Raw genomic sequence first — 19,753 nt, forward strand, 5'->3', positions numbered from 1 at the left:
GTTTGTGAGAATAGAAAGTCAGGGCTTTATCTACGGAGCAGTATTAAATACTAGGCGCAAAGGCAAGCTCACTGACTTCGATGTGATAAATGATAGCTAATCATTTATCAACGAGAGATACAAGGCGTGAAGCTTGCTCACGCAAAAAAGCAAAAGCGTAAATAGATTTTATATTAACGCGCCAGCAAGCAAGGCGCCTATAGGCCATGCATCACGCCCTATCTACATCAAACGCGATGACTTCTTTTATTGTATCTTTAGCGGTGGCTAGCATAACTAACCTGTCTATACCCATAGCAACGCCTGCGCATTGCGGTAAGCCGTGCTCAAGTGCGGCGATTAAGCGGGTATCCATAGGCACGTGGTTTAACCCATTGGCAGCGCGATAAGCGTTATCTTCATCAAAGCGCTTTGCCTGCTCTTTAGCATTAGTTAGCTCATTAAAGCCATTCGCTAATTCCATATTTTTATAATAAAGCTCAAAGCGCCCTGCTACACGGTTATCGTGCTCACAAATTTGTGCCAATGCCGCTTGCGATGCCGGAAAATGATACACAAAACACGGCTTAGTTTGCCCAATAGTTGGCTCTACTTTCATACAAAATAACAGCTGCAGCAAGGTATCTTTATTGGTTTCGTTTTCGGCTATATCGGCAAAGCCGTGATCGCAGGCAAGTGTTTGTAATTGCGTAAGCGTAGCTGTTAACGGGTCAAGCGCTAACACTTGCTCAAATACTTGTTGGTAAGTAAGACGCTCTGCAGGCTCTACATTTAAAATGAGCTGCATTAGCTCATCCATTTCATCCATTAATGCAAACTCATCAAACCCAGGGCGATACCACTCAAGCATAGTAAATTCGGGGTTATGATGGCGTCCCGCTTCTTCGTTTCTAAATGCCTTACAAAGCTGAAATATGGGCCCTGAGCCTGCTGCTAGCAAACGCTTCATTGCAAATTCAGGCGATGTTTGTAAATAAAGCGGCAAGCCACCCGCGTGGCCTGGGCCTACAAACTGTGTATTAAAACTTGCTAAATGCACATCGGTTACACTGGCACTGCTTAAGCTCGGTGTTTCTACTTCCATTACATTACGCGTATAAAAAAACTCACGAATAGTTCTCAGTATGACTGCACGTTGCTTAAGGGTGTTTATGCTTGCACTAGGTGCCCAAGGTGTTGCTGACATATTTTCTCCAAAAAAAATCCCAGCTTAAGCCGGGATTTTATAAACCGTACTCAAGCTTACTTAACACGGCCTACGTATTCACCGCTACGGGTGTCTACTTTAATTACTTCACCAATTTGTACGAATAATGGAACGCGTACTACTGCACCAGTGCTAAGCGTTGCAGGTTTACCGCCTGTGCCCGCTGTATCGCCTTTAAGGCCAGGATCAGTTTCAGTGATCTCAAGCTCAACAAAGTTAGGTGGAGTAACCGCGATTGGGCTACCGTTCCATAATGTAATAGTACATACATCGTTTTCTACTAACCATTTAACGGCATCGCCAAGTGCTTTTTCGTCAGCGGCAATTTGTTCAAATGTTTCGTTGTTCATGAAATGCCAAAACTCACCGTCTGTGTATAGGTACGCTAAGTCGGTATCCATTACATCGGCGCCTTCAACTGATTCACCCGATTTAAAGGTTTTTTCAAGCACCTTACCAGAGATAAGTTTGCGGATACGAACACGGTTAAACGCTTGGCCTTTACCAGGTTTTACCATTTCATTTTCTAAAATACTGCAAGGTTCGCCGTCCATCATAATTTTTAGGCCGCCCTTGAACTCGTTGGTGCTATAATTCGCCATCGTTTCCTCTATTTAATTTTTTTCGAGTAATCTACGTGCCAATGATACAAAGAAATGAAACAAATTTGCATAAAAACTGGCAAAAAGAATTAGCAAATGTAGTTACCTGCCCAAAAACCTTGCTTGACATGGTCGGTTTATCGAGCCAAGCCCATGAAAACGACCTAAAAGCCCGCAGTTTATTTCCGGTACGCGTGCCAGTCCCTTTTATAAAAAAAATACGCAAGGGCGATGCAAACGACCCCTTATTGCTACAAGTTATGCCACGCCATCAAGAGTTTTTAACCAAAACAGGTTTTAATAAAGATCCTTTACTAGAGCAAGACAACGAACAGCCAGGGCTTTTACATAAATATAAATCCCGTGTTTTAATTATGTTTAAAACTGGCTGTGCAGTAAATTGCCGTTACTGCTTTAGACGCCACTTCCCGTATCAAGAAAACCAGCTTAATAAAAAAAGCCTGCTTGATGCGCTGAGCTATATAAAATCAGATGCCAACATAAACGAAGTGATTTTAAGTGGTGGCGACCCACTTATGGCCAAAGACGATGCCATTAGCTGGTTTTTAGATGAGCTTGAACAATTACCTCAAATTAAACGCATGCGAATACACAGCCGTTTACCTGTGGTAATACCTGCGCGAATTACCGATGAGCTGTGCGCGAGGCTAAAGCAATCACCGCTAAAAATTATATTTATTAACCATATAAATCATGCCAACGAAATAGACGACGAGTTTAAAGCCGCCATGCAAAAGCTAAAGCAAGCAGGCGTAACGTTATTAAACCAGGCAGTTATTTTAAAAGAGGTGAACGACACCGTTGAGGCACAAATAAATTTAAGTGAGGCGTTATTTGATGCAGACGTACTGCCATACTATTTATATTTGCTAGATAAGGTTGAAGGCGCAAGCCACTTTGATATTAACGAAGAGCAAGCAATAAAAATAATGGCAGAACTATTAAAAGCCCTGCCTGGATTTTTAGTGCCTAAATTAGTAAGAGAAATAGGCGGTCAAAAAAGCAAAACACCTATCGACCTTAAGCTAATTTAAACGTATATATTTACATTGTTACCCAGTGTTGCAGTGACCGACTGAGCCGGTGATTGCGCACTTGTTGGCTGGGCAGCACCTTCAATTAGTGCAAGTGCTGCTGCGCCATCTGCTAATTGCTGCTTTTTAGACAAAGCAGCGGTATATACTTCACCACCTTGGCCAGAGCTAGACATAGCGGGTAGATTTCCACCTGATATATTCATCGTTATAAGCCTTAATCAACCTGACATTTAAATGTATTCCAAGTACTATATCGGCAATGCAGTACAAAGCTTTAGGAAAACCATGGATTCTATAATTGAACAACTCAACGCTAACTTAAAAATTGTTTATCGCCAAGCACTTGATGCCGACAAAAAACTAGATGAGCTACAGCAACAAGGCCACGGTAAATTTAAAGCCTTGTTCCCAGCTGATGCCGGATTTAGTTTTGAAGCTAAACGCTTTAAGCCATACGTACTTGATGTAGCAGCCGATGTAGAAAGCTTAAGCACAGATGGTTTTGATGAAGAAAAGCTTAAAACAACGGTTATTAAGCTACAACAGTTACTTACCCTGCTCGCTACGTTTAAGTAAAGCGTAAAACAAATGCCGCAATTTAGCGGCATTTTGTTTAATCTAAATTTGCTAAAATTTGCTCGCCAAACCATTCGGTTATTAAGCGTTTTTCATAAAAAAACGGCTCGTCGCGACCCATTTTAATTTTATCCATAAAGCCCATGTCTTTAAGCTCTACATCGTCCTCTTCACTCACTACACTCCCTTTATTATCGCTTAGCGAGTAATTTAGCTTAATGCGCGGAAAATAAATAGGTTTTACTACGCGTATTTCATCCATACCGCCATAGCGTACGTCCCCTGCTAAATCGATATCGGTTATTTCTAAATTTAGCTTGTAGCCTTTTGGCAATTGCTCGGCAAGTTTAGAAAAATGTTTTTCGAACTGAGTAGCAATTTGTTTGTGGTACGACGCTTTACCCTGGCTAGAAGCGCGCACATCGCGGTAGTCTTTAAAATCTTGCCACTTAACTACAGATTCTCCAGCGTGTGCAAATGCAGGTAATGTAATACACATTGCCATAGCGATTGTTTTAACTGAATTCATAGCATTCTCCAAAGGGGCAGTACTAATTATTTAGACTTAGCCCAGTAATAGACCATACAAGTTTAACACTAGTTTATTAACCATTACTTAATTAACCTATTTTAATACGCTTTTAAAATAAAGCATGTAAATAGTAAGAATATATGATGAAATTAAGATAATTGAAAAAGGTATCCACGGAGCATTCATGGCAATTTTAGTAACAGGCGGCGCAGGCTACATAGGCTCACACACCGTTTTAGAACTTTTACAGCAAGGCAGCGAAGTTGTTGTTGTTGATAATTTAAGTAACGCATCAAAAGAGTCGCTTGCACGCGTAAAGCAAATCACAGGCAAAGAAGCCACGTTTTACCAAGGCGACATTCTTGATAAAGTTTTTTTAGATGCCATTTTTACAAGGCATACCATAGAGAGCGTTATTCATTTTGCAGGCTTAAAGTCAGTGGGTGAGTCGGTAGCTAAACCTGTTGAGTACTATCAAACAAACGTACAAGGTACGCTTACACTTGTAGATGCCATGCGTGATGCAGGCGTATTTAAATTAGTATTTAGCTCATCAGCCACAGTTTACGGCGACCCTGCAAGCTTACCGATTAAAGAAGACTTCCCGGTAGGTGGCACAACTAATCCGTACGGCACATCAAAACTGATGGTTGAGATGATGCTGCAAGATATTGCTAAATCAGATGAGCGTTTTGCATTTGCTATTTTACGCTACTTTAACCCAGTGGGCGCACATGAGTCAGGCTTAATTGGCGAAGATCCAAATGGTATTCCTAATAACTTATTACCATTTATTGCCCAAGTTGCAGTAGGTAAATTAAAGCAGCTTGCTGTATTTGGTGATGACTACGACACCGTTGATGGCACTGGTGTGCGCGACTATATTCACGTTGTAGATTTAGCGATGGGGCACTTAAAAGCGCTTGATAAAATTGCCGACAATACCGGCGCACTTGTATATAATCTTGGCACAGGCAATGGTTACTCTGTACTGCAAATGGTTAACGCCTTTATAAAAGCCAGCGGCCAAGACGTTCCTTATCAAGTATCGCCTCGTCGCCCTGGCGATATTGCTGCATGTTACGCCGCGCCAGAAAAAGCACTTAATGAGCTAGGCTGGAAAGCGGTGCGTGGAATAGATGCCATGATGGAAGACACATGGCGTTGGCAGTCAAATAACCCTAATGGTTATAAAAGCTAATTAAAAAATACTTTATAAATTTTGCCTGTTTCACAAGCGGGCAAATCACCTATAAACAATTTTGCTACCGCGCTAATTTTTTAATGGAGACGTAGAGCTTGCTCACGTTAGAAACGAAGCTTCTCATAGCTTTATCAAAGAGGTTTAACACAACGTAAAAGCGCTGCTTTTAAACGCCAGCAAGCTGCGCATCTACAACTAATTATTACTTTTTCACTGCTGCATGTTTTTGTGGTGATAAAACCACTTTAGGTGTTTGTTAAAAAATTTACCACCGAGGGCACTGAGGCGCTACGCGCTGCACTGAGAAAAAGCTCTTCTCCTTCACTTCTCTGGGTTCTCAGTGGTGACGTAATCGCTTTTAAAACGCCAGCAAGTCGCGCGCTAACAATGTAATATTGAAAAGGTGTTACCAATTTTGCATTTCGACAATACGCGACTGCGTTCGCGCATATTCAAAGCTTAACTTTTCCCCCTGATACAAAGACTCAACGTGCGCATGGGCGTTAATAACTAATAACTTGTGGCAATCGTAAAACTCGTCCACCAATGCAATAAAGCGCCGCGCTTCGTCATCTAAATAATGCTCATTTAGGGTTTGTTTTTCGCGTTGATAACTGTCTTCAATACCATGCACTATTACTTTACCTGTTGCGCCTACACCCATTTTTGGCACATTTTCTATATATAAAATATCAAACTGCTTGGCTAAAAACATATAATCGTAAGCGCTACGCGCTCCTGAGCAAAGCGCCATAAAATCGATCATTATTGCATTATCTGCGGTTAATAAACACGGTAAGCTGCGGGAGTGTACCTGTAAAATTTGATTTTCCTTTGCTTGTGGATACTGAGATAAAAACTGCTTTTTAAACTCGCTTATAGGTAAATTAATAAAATAGTGGCGGCTATTTTTACCATACCTAAAGCGATGGTCATCCTGCCCTTCAACACTAATAACATGGCAATAACGGTTAATTAAATCGATTGTGGGTAAAAACCGCGCGCGCTGTAGGCCATTGCGATAAAGCTGCTCAGGTTTTGCGTTAGAAGTTGCCACCAGCACTACCCCACTATCAAACAAGGCGTTAAATAACCTTGCCATAATCATTGCATCGCCAATGTCGCTAACAAAAAACTCATCAAAACACAGCACTTTTATATCTTTCGCCCATTGTTTAGCAATTAACGTGAGAGGGTTTTTATGACCTTGCAGCTGGGCAAGTTGCGTGTGTATTTGCGCCATAAAGTGATGGAAATGCAGCCGCTGCTTACGCTCAGTGGGTAAATTTTTATAAAATAAATCCATTAGCATGGATTTACCCCGCCCCACCGGCCCATGCAAATAAACCCCTTTAATTAACGGCGCTTTTTTCCACCAAGGTATTTTTGTGTGTAACTGTATACTTAGGTTATTTAACGCATTTACTGCATTTTGCTGAGCGCTATCAACACACAGTTCACCCGCATCTATTTTTGCTTGGTAAAGCCTTAAAATTTGTGGGTAGTTTACTGACATGGGGTTTCACTATCGGCTATAATCGCCGCCATTGTAGCCGACTAAAAATGTGAACCAAAATGAAATTCCCTTGCCGCTTAGATAAATTTATTAGCCACCTAGCCGAGCTACCACGCTCAAAAGCTCGCGCGGGTATTAAACGCCAAGAAGTGCAAGTAAATGGGGAAGTTGTTAGCGCGTTCGATTTTCAAGTAACCCAGCAAGATGAAGTAACATTTGCTGGTGAGCCTATGGTATTTTTAGGTAAACGCTACTTTATGCTACACAAACCTGTAGGCTACGTGTGTGCCAATGTAGATGAACTACACCCCACCGTATTTGATTTACTCGATGAGCCAAATATGGCCGACTTTCATGTAGCAGGTCGCCTTGATATAGACACCACCGGCTTAGTACTTATTACTAACGATGGCGATTGGTCGCACCGTATTACCTCGCCAAAGCACAACAAATTAAAAACCTACTTAGTAGAAACACAAGAGCCTATAACCGAAGAAGCATTAGAACAACTACGCGACGGCGTACAACTTCACAACGAAAAAGATCTTACCCGCCCAGCTAAAGCAGAAGCACTTGCCACCTACAGCTTACGTTTATCAATCAGCGAAGGTAAATACCACCAAGTTAAACGCATGTTAGCCGCGGTAGGTAACAAAGTGGTAGAACTACACCGCGAGCAAATAGGTAATATTATACTGGACGAAAACTTAGCAAGTGGAGAGTATAGGGAGTTAAAAGAGGGAGAGGTTATCCTTTAAAGCTTTTAGCTTTTAGCTTTTAGCTTTTAGCTTTTAGCTTTTAGCAAAGTTAACACTCTTGCTTAGTTGTACTACCCTTTCTTTATTAGAATTGATAATAAATAGAGGGTGAAATGAATTTTGAAAATTTAGAAGTGTGGAAACGTTCTGCACGATTAAGCGCAGATATTTATAAGGCAACTGCAACCCTCAAGGACTATGGTTTTAGGGATCAGCTAACACGCTCGGGGCTCTCCGTGCCAAGCAATATAGCAGAAGGAATGTCCAGAGAGAGTAATAAAGAGAAAAGGCGTTTTCTAGATATTGCAAGAGCTTCCTTGGCCGAAGCAAGAACACAAATATATATTGGCATTGATATTAAATATATAAATAACATCGACGGCAAGGAGTGGCTTAAAGAAACAAACGAACTATCAGCCATGATCCAATGCCTCAAGCTAAAAATCCCACTGAACTAACACTTATAGCTAATAGCTAATAACTAACAGCTTATAACTCCCCACTTTCCTTACGATTTTATCTGCACTAAATCAAAGTCAGCCATGCCTGGTACAATCGCTTGCAAGCGTGATTCGGTCACATCGAGTGCGTTTAAACATTCACAGTATTCAGAGGCTTTAAGCTCAAGTTGCTGAGCCTTTTTTTGCAGTGATTTATCTATTTCTTTCGAGATAATATCCATACGTTGGCCCATGTCGTTAATGCGGTCTTCAATATTACCTTCGCGTGATTTAAACGCATCACCAAGCGACATTAAAATAGCCCCTAACGAACCATGTACGGCAGAGTGTATTTGCTGGCTAATTTCTTTAGTGAAAAAATCATCTATTTGCGAGAGCGACTGTGGCGCGATAAAAAAGAAATCATCGCCACGCTTAAATTTGTCCATAAGCGCACGCTCTACGTACTGGAGCTGGGTTTTTAGCACCTCGGGTTCTTTGTCAGACATCCCCTCGACTACATGTTCAATGGCGCTTAAACCTAAGTTAACACCATCGGTAGCCAAATTAACAAGCTCCGGCACCGTATGGCGAATACCATTGCTAAATTGCTCAAGTACTTTGCTTTCTTCAGTGCTTAAATCAACCCAGTAACCTCGAATAAAAAGCTGATTGTTATTATTAATTTGTACGCGTGTTTGGCCTTTATCAAGAATACGTATAACGTCGTCAGTGATAATTAAGCCATGACTAAGCTCAACATCGCACTGTGACTGAGCTAAAACAGCAGAGCTTGAAAGTGCTAAACACAACGCCAATATCGAACGAGATAACAACGCCATATACACCCCAACAAGCTAAAAAAGGAAGGCAAGTAGGTTAACAAAAAACCAACTTTATGCAAGAAAAATAGCTGTTAGCTGTTAGCTGTTAGCTGTTAGCTGTTAGCTGTTAGCTGTTAGCTGTTAGCTGTTAGTCAGAATAAATTATTAAGCATCGCGTTTACAATAAATACGGTTATATTTTATTAGTAGGCGTGAAGCTTGCTCACGCAATTGAAACATTTATACTTTTATACCTAGGCGCCTACAACGTTACCCTCTAGAGCGCAGCGTCTCTTAACCTCTTTGTGAATAAATCACTTAATATTTTGCACAAAGAGAAGCAAATGAGAAAGCATACAAGTAGCAGCGAGTTTACCTCGCGTCAGACATTTTGCATTAATAAATATACGCAGAATAAATTCCAAATATACCAGCAAGCTGCGCGCCTTTAAAATAAAACTTAACCTCAAAGCTCATTTGGGCTACAAATGAAGAGCTTACTCAAAATAACGACTTATCTACACGGGTTTGAGTGTTTTTCTTTCTTACTTAGTTATTTATTGCTAACCTCGCATTAACGTTTTTTACTTAAACAATTTTTTGCTAACGGAATAATTATGCTAAAAAAAATATCGCTACTTGTCGGGATGGCAATCAGTGCAAATGTAATGGCTAAAGGCGGCGTTTCACCTTATTTACCTTTAAATCAAGTTCCTGAGCTTGAACATCAAGTACAACGCCTTTTAGCTGTAAGTAAAAACACACACATAATGAGTAAGCCCTATAAAGCGCATGATATCTATAGAGTGCTACAAACAGTTAGGCATACTTACCCTGAGTTATATCAAACGCTTTCTTATCAACTTAGTCCCTACATTCAAAGCGACGCAGGCGCTTTTGCAAAGTTAACCATTGCAGCAGGTACTAAAAACAAAACACTGCCAAACCAGCGCGGGCAAACCACAAAAACCAACTTAATTGTTGAAGGCGGTGCATACGCAAACTTTGGCCGCCACTTTGGTGTAAATGTGGCTGGCATAGCCAACGAAGACGAAATACTTCCAACACAAAGCTTTGTTTACCTGGGCTATAAATACGCCCAACTAGATATTGGCTACCGTGAACATTGGTATTCTCCCTTTGAAGACAGCGCCATGCTACTAAGCACACAAGCTAAAACAACGCCCTCTATAACAATAAGTAACGTAGAACCAATCACTAGCTTTAACATTAGATACGACATGTTTATTAGCCAAATGACAGAGCAAAGCGGCATTCGTAAAGGTAACTACGACCCTATAAACGGTAATGATTTTTCGCCAGGTAAACCGTACTTATTTGGCTTACACACAAGCTTTGCAGCAACTGAAAACTTAACTATAGGTTTAAGCCGCTTAATGCAATTTGGCGGCGGGCCACGTAGCGTAACATTAAAAGACTTTGCAGAAGGTTTTTTTAAACCAGGCAGTAAAGATAACCTTACAACTTCTGAAGCAGAAGAGTTTGATACAGATTATGAGCTTGGCGATCAACTAGGCTCTATTACGTTTGAGTATAATAGTAGTCTTTATTCACTGCCCTTTGAGCTTTATGGTGAAGTTGCGCTTGAAGATACACTCGGGGGCGGCTCACGTAATAATGCATACAGTTTTGGACTATATTTACCTTTTATAGCAAACGATCATAGCCTTCGTTTTGAGCACAGTAACTTACAACAAAGCTGGTATGCAAATAGCATTTACAAAGATGGAAACCGTAATTCAGGTAATGTTATCGGCCATTGGGCTGGTGATGAGCACAACTACACCGACTATACACCCTCTAAAACAATGAGTCTCAATTGGCACTGGCAGTTGAGCTCCATAGAAACACTCAATACCACTATTCGCACGCTTAAAAATAAGCGTGATGGCTATAAAACTAGCTATGAGCTCCAAACAGCCTATACACGTAAATTAAGTAAACCAATAATGGGGGCACAGAGTTGGGGGGCAGAGCTTTATCAGGGCAAAGATGTATACGGGGAATCATTTTCACGCTTAGCTGTATTTGCAAAATTTTAAAGTTTATTAAAGGCGCACCTTAAAGTTTTGCTTTAAATATTTAAGTAGCAGCGAGTTTACCTCGCGTTTGGCACTAATACTCAATACGCGGCATAAAGCCGCGCCTACAGCGTTACCCTCTATAGCGCAGCGTCTCTTAACCTCTTTGTGACTAAATAACTTAACCCCCTATTGCACAAAGAGAAAAAATGAGGAGTAAATGAGAAAACATACTACTAGCAGCGAGTTTACCTCGCGTTTAAATTTATTATTTCAATGCTATATAAAGCCTAATTGCGCCAGCAAGCAAGGCGCCTACAACTAATTATTACTTCTCCACTTATCCGTGTTCTCTGTGGTGATAATAATGTTTTATTTTTTATCAATTAGGTAAAAATTCAACCGCAAAACAATCTGACCACCGAGAGCACAGAGGCGCTGCGCGCTACACTGAGGAAATATATTATTACTAGTCACTCCTCCTGCACTTCTCCTTGTCTTCTCTGTGGTGGTAATAATTTCTTAATTACTTATGCACTAGAACAAAACGCTTTTACCACCGAGAACACAGAGGCGCTTCGCGCTGCACCGAGAAGATATTAGCTCTTCTCCTTTTCTTCTCCGTGTTCTCCGTGTTCTCTGTGGTGATAATAATTTCTTAATTACTTATGCACTAGAACAAAACGCTTTTACCACCGAGGACGCAGAGGCGCTGCGCGCTGCACCGAGAAGATATTAGCTCTTCTCCTTTTCTTCTCCGTGTTCTCTGTGGTGATAATAATCTCTTAATCACTTTTTAAAACGTCAGCTAAAATACATACACCCACAAAAAAGCGCGGCATATAGCCGCGCTTACAAATAATGTAGGTTACTCTCTGCAATATTATAAATTTACAACATTATCAGATTGCGAAAGTGGCTCATCGTTAACTAACGACGCTAAGTACTGGCCAAAATCCTCACCCAACTTAGTATCACGCATGCCGTATTCAACAATCGCTTTTAAGTAACCTAGCTTATCGCCACAGTCGTGCGAGCGACCACTCATATGAAATGCTTCAACGGTTTCTTGAGTCATTAACGCATCAATAGAGTCTGTTAACTGTATTTCACCACCAGCACCTACTGGTGTTTTGGCAAGTAGCGGCCAAATATTCTTACTTAATACGTAACGCCCTACTACAGCAAGGTTTGATGGCGCTTTATCGGCATCTGGTTTTTCAACCATTGTTTTAATTGCCGCACTGTTACCTGGCGTTAACTGCACGCCGTTTATATCAGCAATACCGTATTTGCTTACATCATCTTGTGCTACTGGCTCAAGCATAATTTGACTTGCTTTGGTCTCGTTAAAGCGTTTGATCATCGCGGCTAGGTTTTCAGTTTTTTGATCGGCTGTATAAGCATCAAGTATTACATCAGGTAGTAATACAATAAAATCGTCATCGCCTACAATTGGTTTTGCACACAAAATAGCGTGACCTAAACCTTTAGCTTCACCTTGGCGTACACTCATTACGGTTACATCAGCAGGGCAAATAGAGCGTACTTCTTCGAGTAACGCACGCTTAACACGCTTTTCAAGCGTTGCTTCAAGCTCGTAGCTGGTATCAAAGTGGTTTTCTATGGCGTTTTTAGAACTATGTGTTACAAGTACAATGTCTTTAATACCGGCAGCTACACACTCACTCACTATGTATTGAATAAGTGGTTTATCTACAATCGGTAGCATTTCTTTTGGAATTGCTTTAGTCATAGGTAACATGCGTGTGCCAAGGCCAGCAACAGGAATAACAGCTTTCATAGGTAGTCCTTTATTTGTAAATTAATTATTTTTAAGTTAACAGGTTAAATGTAGATGAGGGCTGAATGGGAAAGTTTTAGCTTTTGGTTAAATTAATATTTTTTGAAGCTGTAACCCCTCAATGAATCAAGGATGATACATTGAGGGTAAAATAGATTTAGCAGTATATAAATGTTTAGCAAGATTAATCGCTAATCAATCGCTACCAAATAAATCGCGTGTATACACTTTATCTGCAATATCGCTCAGTTCTTCTACCATACGGTTAGAAACCACCACATCAGATATTTGCTTAAATTCGTTTAAGTCTTTAATAACACGTGAATGGTAAAACTCGTTTTCTTCAAGCACAGGCTCAAATACAACAACTTCAATACCCTTGGCTTTTATACGTTTCATAATGCCTTGAATAGAAGACGCTCTAAAGTTATCAGAACCACTCTTCATTACTAAGCGGTACACACCTACAATTTTAGGGCTGCGTTTAATAATTGAGTCAGCAATAAAGTCTTTACGCGTGGTGTTTGCATCAACAATAGCGCCAATAATATTGTTTGGTACATCTTGATAGTTAGCTCGTAGCTGCTTAGTGTCTTTTGGTAAACAGTAACCACCGTAACCAAATGATGGGTTATTGTAATGGTTGCCAATACGAGGGTCTAAGCCTACACCTTGTATAATTTGCTTGCTGTTTAAACCGTGTGCTTCTGCGTAGCTATCAAGCTCATTAAAGTAAGCAACTCGCATTGCAAGGTAAGTGTTAGAAAATAGCTTAATAGCTTCAGCTTCTGTTGAGTCAGTAAATAACACTTCAACATCTTGTTTAATCGCGCCTTGCTTAAGCAAATTGGCAAAAACAGTAGCGCGCTCGCTTTGTTCGCCCACAACAATACGTGACGGGTGTAAGTTATCGTAAAGCGCTTTGCCTTCACGTAAAAATTCAGGAGAAAATATTAAGTTTTCAGCATTAAGTTGCTTTTTAATATCAGCCGTAAAACCTACCGGAATAGTCGACTTAATCACCATAACCGCATTAGGGTTATGCGACATAGTGTCTTTAATTACCGCTTCAACCGAGCTGGTATTAAAGTAGTTGTTTTCCACGTCGTAATCGGTTGGCGTTGCTATAATTACGTAATCAGCATCTTTATAAGCAGCCACTTTATTGGTTGTGGCTGTAAAATTTAAGTCATCACGCGTTAAAAACTCACTAATTTCAGTATCAACAATAGGTGACTTTTTATCGTTTAAAAGTGCTATTTTTTGCTCATCTATATCAAGCGCAACCACTTCATTATGTTGCGATAAAAGCATAGCATTTGAAAGGCCTACATAGCCTGTACCTACCACGGCAATTTTCATGTTATTCCTTTAATATTTTCATTGGTAATTAATATTCGTAATTTTACCAGAGTTACCTCCTATCATCTATTACATATTGAGCTTCTCATATCAACACGATAGTGTCGGCATAGAGGTGAAAGGTGAAAGGTGAAAGGTGAAATTATGCGCGACAAAAGCCGCGCAATCAAAAACTAGCGATATATAAGATCACAAAATGAGCTTTTTATAGTAATGCTTTAATAGCTTCAGCTATATGCTCCGCTTGCGCCTGTGAGGCCACTAAATCTGTCGACTCAACCATCACACGAATAAGTGGCTCAGTACCAGACTTACGCAGTAAAACACGCCCTGAATCCGAAAGTACAGTTTCGGCTTCACTTACTGCTTGCTTCACTGAACTTGTATTTAATATTTCATCAGCATTATTTTGTGATAAGCGAACATTTAAAAGCACTTGCGGTAGTTTTTGCATACCTGCTACACACTCTTTTAACGATTGCTTTTGCTGAATAAGCGCGGTTAAAACTAACAAGGAAGCGACAATACCATCACCAGTAGATGCGTAATCTAAGTGTAAAATATGGCCAGAGCCTTCACCGCCAAGCTTCCACCCAGTATTTTTAAGTTGTTCAACAACATAGCGGTCGCCTACTTTTGCGCGTTTAAAGGGTATATCCATTTCCTTTAGCGCTAACTCTAAACCTAGGTTAGACATAAGCGTACCAACCACACCACCTTCCATTATGCCCTGTTGTTTTGATGCCTTAGCAAGGATGTAGAGAATTTGATCCCCATCAATCACTGTGCCACAGTCATCCACTAGCATAAGCCTGTCGGCATCACCATCAAGTGCAATACCAAGGTCTGCTTTATGCTCCAGCACAGCAGCTTGTAAACTATTTAAATGTGTAGCACCACATTGCTCATTAATGTTTAAACCATTTGGTTTATCATTAATGCTTATGACTTCTGCGCCAAGTTCCGAATATACATTTGGAGCAATATGGTACGCTGCGCCATTAGCACTATCTACAACAATTTTTAAACCTTCAAGAGTTAAGTCTTTTGCAAATATACCTTTGCAAAACTCAATGTACCGGCCTGGCGCATCATTAATGCGCCTTGCTTTACCTAAACGCTCTGAGCTTACACATTGCATTGCATCATTTTTTAACGCTTGTTCTAGCAAAGCTTCAATTTCAAGCTCCTGCTCGTCATTGAGTTTAGTACCAAAATTATTAAAAAATTTAATACCGTTATCATAAAATGGGTTATGTGAGGCACTAATAACCACGCCTGCATCGGCTCTAAATGTCGAAGCTAAATAAGCAACAGCAGGAGTTGGCATTGGCCCAACAAAAGCGACATTTACACCCGCAGCAGAGAGCCCAGCTTCCATTGCTGACTCAAACATGTAGCCGCTGTTACGTGTGTCTTTACCAATTAAAATTTCTTTAGTACCACTAGAGGCTAAAACCGTACCTGCTGCCCAGCCAAGCTTCATCGCAAAATCAGGTGTGATAGGAAAAGTGCCTACTTTACCTCTTACACCATCGGTACCAAAATACTTACGGGACATAATTATTCCTTTATCAATGTTATAAACGCGCTATACGCGTCGTTAATTTTTTAGTTAGTTCTATTATTCTAAAATAAAGCTTTAATACAAAATACAAAAAGCGCGAGTTAAACTCACGCTTTAAATTTAATTTAATATTTAAGGCTAAATACATACCCTTATGTCAACAACGTGAAAAGTAAACCTCTTAATTAAGATTCACAATTTTTTGATTGTCTTCACTTAGCCTTTCTTTTTTAGTATTCCACACTAAGTCGCATATACCATCAGTTGGGTTAAAGCCGGTGGGTGCATCTAACAACAGCTGACGTATTGATTCGTGGTCAAAGTTATGGCAAGCAACATCTAATGCTTCTATGAATACGTTAAGCTCAGCTAAAGGCAACATAACCTCGTTGGCGGTCATTATGCGCTCATGTGACGTTTCCCTTACGTTATCACCAATTAATAGCTCTTCATAAAGTTTTTCACCAGGGCGTAAACCTGTGCACTTAATTTCAATATCGCCATGAGGGTTAGTATCATTTTTAACTTCAAAGCCAGAAAGGCGAACCATTTTAGTTGCTAAATCTTTAATTTTAACAGGCTCGCCCATATCAAGTACAAACACATCACCACCCTTACCCATAGCGCCTGCTTGAATGACCAATTGAGCGGCTTCAGGAATAGTCATAAAAAAGCGAGTTATGTCAGGGTGAGTTAACGTAATTGGGCCGCCCTCTTTTATTTGCCGGCGAAATAGGGGCACTACCGAACCGCTAGAGCCTAATACATTGCCAAAGCGTACCATACAAAAACGTGTTTTATGTTTAATGCCTTGCTCTTGCGCTAAGCCTTGCAATGCAAGCTCTGCCATACGCTTAGTAGCGCCCATTACATTGGTAGGGCGTACTGCTTTATCTGTTGATATAAGCACAAAAGTTTCTACCTTTGCGTTTACTGCTGCTTTTGCAGCGTAATAAGTACCAAATACGTTATTACGAACCCCTTCTACCACGTTATGCTCAACTAAAGGCACATGTTTATATGCCGCTGCGTGATATACAGTATGCACACCAAATGCCATCATAACAGTTTCAATACGGTTTATGCGCTGCACAGAACCCATAATAGGGATCAGCTCAATATTGAGGGAATTATTAGTAATGTACTCTCCAAGCTCTTTTTCTATTGAATATAGAGCAAATTCGCTTTGTTCAAATAACACTAATTTAGTTGGCTGTTGTTTTACTATTTGCCTACAGAGTTCAGAGCCAATAGAACCACCTGCACCCGTTACCATTACAACTTTATTAGTAATATTAGCTGTCATTAAATCATTGTTAGGGGCTACAGGGTCACGGCCAAGCAGGTCTTCCACACCTACTTCGGTTATTTCAGCAAGCTTTGCTTTGCCTTCAACAACATCGGCCATACCAGGCATAGAAAGCACTTTAACCGTGAGCGGCTCTAATTGTGCCAAAATTTCTTTTCGTCGAGAGCGTGTTTCACTAGGCAGCGCTAATAGAACTTTACTAATTTTGCGTTTGTCTATTAACTCGTAAATCCCCTGAAAATTAATAACAGGAATCCCTTGAATAATAGATCCATGCTTTGTAACGTCATCATCAATAAAGGCACTTACAAAATACTCTGGCCCTGCACCTAATGCTGTAGCCAACTGCCGGCCAGCAGAACCCGCACCATAAATAATCACAGATTCTTTTTTATTGGTTGTCATTTTGCCGATAATTGCACGTACTAAAACACGTGCACCACCCACTGTTAACAAGCAAAGCCACGCAAAAATAAATGGCATAGTACGGGGTATATTTACACCCATAATAAACGCAACCAACACTAAGCTTACCGTTGTAATAACAGTACCTAAAACTATTGCCCAAATAGCTTGCGAGTTCATATACCTAAGTACGGCACGATATAAACCTAAGCTTATAAATGTATATAAGCTAACAGGTATTAACACTGCCAATAACAGCCAATTATCTAAACGCTGAAGTGGCTCAAGGCTATCCAGCCTTACAATAAGTGCCAACCAAAAGGCCGCCAAAATAAACATGCTGTCGATAAACAAAGTGATAATTCGTTTTTTAGCACGTGATGCATTTAAAATAGAACGGATAAAACTATCCATTGGAAGTTCCTTTCTTATATTTAAATTAGAGTTTTTTGATATTATAAATTTTAAATTATTACTCAATTCTGCCGATTATACAGGTGATTAAAAACCAGTTCATTGTCGCAAATAGCCATGAAAGAGTAGTTAACGAGAAAATATAAAATAAATACTCATTTTATGCTCACCCACTCCTCTAAAGCGCAGCGCTTCTTAACCTATTTGTTAATAAATTACTTAAAAACCTATTGCACAAAGAGGAGTAAATGAATAAGGCTTTTATGTAGCAGCGAGTTTACCTCGCGTTTGGCACTAATATCCCATACGCGGCATAAAGCCGCTGCTACAATATGACCCTCTAAAGCGCTGCGCCCTCTAAATCTCTTTGTGAATAAATTACTTAAAGCCCTATCGCACAAAGAGAAGAAAAAGAGGAGTAAATGAGAAGTACCTAAGTGAAAGCAATCATCTATTCTTACTACTCTATAGCGCAGCGTCTCTTAACCTCTTTGTGAATTATCAATTAAATATCTGGCGCAAAGTTAAGTACAAAGCTAGTAGCTGCAGGTTTACCTAGCGTCAGTCATTTTACATTAATAAATCTATGTACCATAAATTCCAAGTGCGCAAGCAAGTAGATTTATTTACCCTCAGTGCCTATTTCAGCGGTAAACGTAGAGCTTGCTCACGTTAGAAGCGCAGCTTCTTATGGTTTTAAAATATAATAACCACTGTAAAAGCACTACTTTTAAACGCCAACAAGCTGCGCGTCTACAAAATATAAACATAATGTTAAGCCTCTTAACCTCTTTGAGGATAAAGTACTTAAAGCTCTATCGCACAAAGAGAAGAAAAAGAGGAGTAAATGAGAAGATATAAAACAAATACTCATTTTATGCTCGCCCACCTCTCTAAAGCACAGCGCCTCTTAACCTCTTTGTGAATAATTCACTTTATTAACTTTACTTTGAAGCCATCGAAAAAACTTCTTTCATTACCTGTGCTGTTTTAGCAACTTCCGCTTCAGTCAGTGTTGGATGCACTAAGAACATTATTGATGTTTCACCGAGTTCTACGGCATTAGGTAAACGTTTTTCTGGACGCCAAGACGTGTCGTCGAATGCTTTTTCGAGGTAAACCTCTGAGCAGCTGCCCTGAAAACATGGCACACCGCGCTCAACAATTTCGTTTACAATACGGTCGCGATCCCAGCCCTGCGCTAAGTATTCCGGCCTAATAAACATATAATGCTTATATTCAGCGTGTTCGCTGTAATTTGGCACAGTGACTAAGCGTACACACTCAAACTCATTTGCCGCTTTATCGAGCGCAGCGGCATATGTTTGGCGTTTTGCAGTCCAATCGCTCATACGGGTTAACTGAATGCGCCCAATAGCAGCTTGCATTTCAGTCATGCGCCAATTAGTGCCAAAGCTTTCGTGTAACCATCTAAACCCTGGTGGGTGTTCGCGGTTATAAATTGCATCAAAGCTTTTACCATGGTCTTTATAGCTCCACATGGTTGACCACAACTCTTTTGAGTTAGTGGTCACCATGCCACCTTCACCGCCGGTGGTCATTATTTTATCTTGGCAAAAGCTCCATGCGCCCACATGGCCAATACTCCCCACTGACTTACCTTTATATTTAGCACCGTGAGCTTGAGCACAATCTTCAATTACATAAAAGCCATACTCTTTACTTAGTGCCATTATTTCGTCCATTTCAGCTGGCATACCCGCTAAATGTACAACAATCACCGCTTTTGTTTTTGCTGTAAGTACAGCTTTTATAGTTTGTGCGGTTATAGCTTGGCTATTTAAATCAACATCGGCAAATACAGGGGCTGCACCTGCGGTAACTATACTTGAGGCCGACGCTAAAAAAGTACGCGGTGTTGTTATAACTTCATCGCCAGGGCCTATATTTAGCGCCTTAAGTGCTATATCAAGAGCTAACGTGCCATTACCAAGTGCTATGGCATATTCACTATCAGCCCAAGTAGCAAATTCTTTTTCAAATTCACGGCCTTCTGTACCTGTCCAGTAATTAACTTTATTAGATAGAACAACGCGGCTTACGGCATCGGCCTCTTGTTGCGTAAAACTAGGCCAAGGAGAAAAAGGGGTATTTAACATGATGTTCCTATTA

Annotated in this window: 17 protein-coding genes; 6 read left to right on the forward strand and 11 right to left on the reverse strand. The window is 40.4% G+C overall.

Annotated elements, in window-relative coordinates; all coding sequences use genetic code 11:
- Positions 1-211 precede the first annotated feature (211 nt).
- Both epmA and efp read right to left on the reverse strand, forming a co-directional pair.
- The gene (gene epmA, locus PSH48_RS20070) at positions 212-1,186 is read right to left on the reverse strand and encodes an elongation factor P--(R)-beta-lysine ligase (RefSeq protein ID WP_273612237.1); all 975 of its coding nucleotides are present in this window, start codon (positions 1,184-1,186) and stop codon (positions 212-214) included.
- A 56-nt stretch (positions 1,187-1,242) separates the two neighbouring features.
- A complete protein-coding gene (gene efp, locus PSH48_RS20075; RefSeq protein ID WP_004587956.1) occupies positions 1,243-1,809 on the reverse strand; it encodes an elongation factor P in 567 nt (188 codons plus the stop codon).
- A gap of 41 nt (positions 1,810-1,850) precedes the next feature.
- On the opposite strand from efp, the gene epmB reads away from it, so the two are divergent.
- Complete coding sequence (gene epmB / locus PSH48_RS20080) at positions 1,851-2,864, forward strand: EF-P beta-lysylation protein EpmB (RefSeq protein ID WP_273612238.1); 1,014 nt, start codon at positions 1,851-1,853, stop codon at positions 2,862-2,864.
- Here epmB and PSH48_RS20085 read toward each other — a convergent pair.
- Positions 2,861-3,070: a hypothetical protein gene (locus tag PSH48_RS20085; protein WP_024031488.1), complete on the reverse strand. Its 210-nt coding sequence runs from the start codon at positions 3,068-3,070 to the stop codon at positions 2,861-2,863. The genes epmB and PSH48_RS20085 overlap by 4 nt on opposite strands.
- A gap of 82 nt (positions 3,071-3,152) precedes the next feature.
- Here PSH48_RS20085 and PSH48_RS20090 point away from each other — a divergent pair, with 82 nt between their 5' ends.
- Positions 3,153-3,443 (forward strand): hypothetical protein, encoded by a 291-nt coding sequence (locus PSH48_RS20090; RefSeq protein ID WP_004587953.1) that lies wholly within the window; start codon positions 3,153-3,155, stop codon positions 3,441-3,443.
- 37 nt (positions 3,444-3,480) lie between these two features.
- Here PSH48_RS20090 and PSH48_RS20095 read toward each other — a convergent pair whose 3' ends face one another.
- Complete coding sequence (locus tag PSH48_RS20095) at positions 3,481-3,972, reverse strand: DUF3016 domain-containing protein (protein WP_248451360.1); 492 nt, start codon at positions 3,970-3,972, stop codon at positions 3,481-3,483.
- A 187-nt stretch (positions 3,973-4,159) separates the two neighbouring features.
- On the opposite strand from PSH48_RS20095, the gene galE reads away from it, so the two are divergent.
- The gene (gene galE, locus PSH48_RS20100; protein ID WP_029773262.1) at positions 4,160-5,176 is read left to right on the forward strand and encodes a UDP-glucose 4-epimerase GalE; all 1,017 of its coding nucleotides are present in this window, start codon (positions 4,160-4,162) and stop codon (positions 5,174-5,176) included.
- A gap of 409 nt (positions 5,177-5,585) precedes the next feature.
- On the opposite strand, the gene zapE is transcribed toward galE, so the two are convergent.
- The gene (gene zapE, locus PSH48_RS20105) at positions 5,586-6,695 is read right to left on the reverse strand and encodes a cell division protein ZapE (protein WP_273612239.1); all 1,110 of its coding nucleotides are present in this window, start codon (positions 6,693-6,695) and stop codon (positions 5,586-5,588) included.
- Between the two features lie 59 nt (positions 6,696-6,754).
- On the opposite strand from zapE, the gene rsuA reads away from it, so the two are divergent.
- Positions 6,755-7,453, forward strand: a complete 699-nt coding sequence (rsuA, locus tag PSH48_RS20110) for a 16S rRNA pseudouridine(516) synthase RsuA (RefSeq protein WP_273612240.1) — start codon at positions 6,755-6,757, stop codon at positions 7,451-7,453.
- A gap of 113 nt (positions 7,454-7,566) precedes the next feature.
- Entirely contained in the window at positions 7,567-7,911 is a 345-nt protein-coding gene (locus PSH48_RS20115; protein WP_273612241.1) for a four helix bundle protein, read from the forward strand.
- A gap of 50 nt (positions 7,912-7,961) precedes the next feature.
- Here the strand turns inward: PSH48_RS20115 and PSH48_RS20120 are convergent, their stop codons facing one another.
- Entirely contained in the window at positions 7,962-8,735 is a 774-nt protein-coding gene (locus PSH48_RS20120) for a YggN family protein (RefSeq protein ID WP_024032430.1), read from the reverse strand.
- Between the two features lie 599 nt (positions 8,736-9,334).
- Between PSH48_RS20120 and PSH48_RS20125 the strand changes: the two genes are divergently transcribed.
- A complete protein-coding gene (locus PSH48_RS20125) occupies positions 9,335-10,780 on the forward strand; it encodes a capsule assembly Wzi family protein (protein WP_273612242.1) in 1,446 nt (481 codons plus the stop codon).
- 862 nt (positions 10,781-11,642) lie between these two features.
- Here the strand turns inward: PSH48_RS20125 and galU are convergent.
- From galU to PSH48_RS20150, 5 genes are all read right to left on the reverse strand, one after another.
- Complete coding sequence (galU, locus tag PSH48_RS20130) at positions 11,643-12,563, reverse strand: UTP--glucose-1-phosphate uridylyltransferase GalU (protein WP_273612243.1); 921 nt, start codon at positions 12,561-12,563, stop codon at positions 11,643-11,645.
- 195 nt (positions 12,564-12,758) lie between these two features.
- Positions 12,759-13,925, reverse strand: coding sequence for a nucleotide sugar dehydrogenase (locus PSH48_RS20135; protein ID WP_273612244.1), 1,167 nt, complete (start codon positions 13,923-13,925; stop codon positions 12,759-12,761).
- Positions 13,926-14,130: 205 nt separating this feature from the next.
- Entirely contained in the window at positions 14,131-15,486 is a 1,356-nt protein-coding gene (gene glmM / locus PSH48_RS20140; protein ID WP_273612245.1) for a phosphoglucosamine mutase, read from the reverse strand.
- Positions 15,487-15,673: 187 nt separating this feature from the next.
- On the reverse strand, positions 15,674-17,620 hold the full coding sequence (locus PSH48_RS20145; RefSeq protein ID WP_273612246.1) for a polysaccharide biosynthesis protein: 1,947 nt from the start codon (positions 17,618-17,620) through the stop codon (positions 15,674-15,676).
- Positions 17,621-18,564: 944 nt separating this feature from the next.
- Positions 18,565-19,740 carry a DegT/DnrJ/EryC1/StrS family aminotransferase gene (locus tag PSH48_RS20150; RefSeq protein ID WP_273612247.1) on the reverse strand — a complete coding sequence of 392 codons (1,176 nt, stop codon included), beginning with the start codon at positions 19,738-19,740 and terminating at the stop codon, positions 18,565-18,567.
- Positions 19,741-19,753 lie beyond the last annotated feature (13 nt).

This window comes from Pseudoalteromonas sp. Angola-4 (genome assembly GCF_028599265.1).
Taxonomy (GTDB): domain Bacteria; phylum Pseudomonadota; class Gammaproteobacteria; order Enterobacterales; family Alteromonadaceae; genus Pseudoalteromonas; species Pseudoalteromonas atlantica.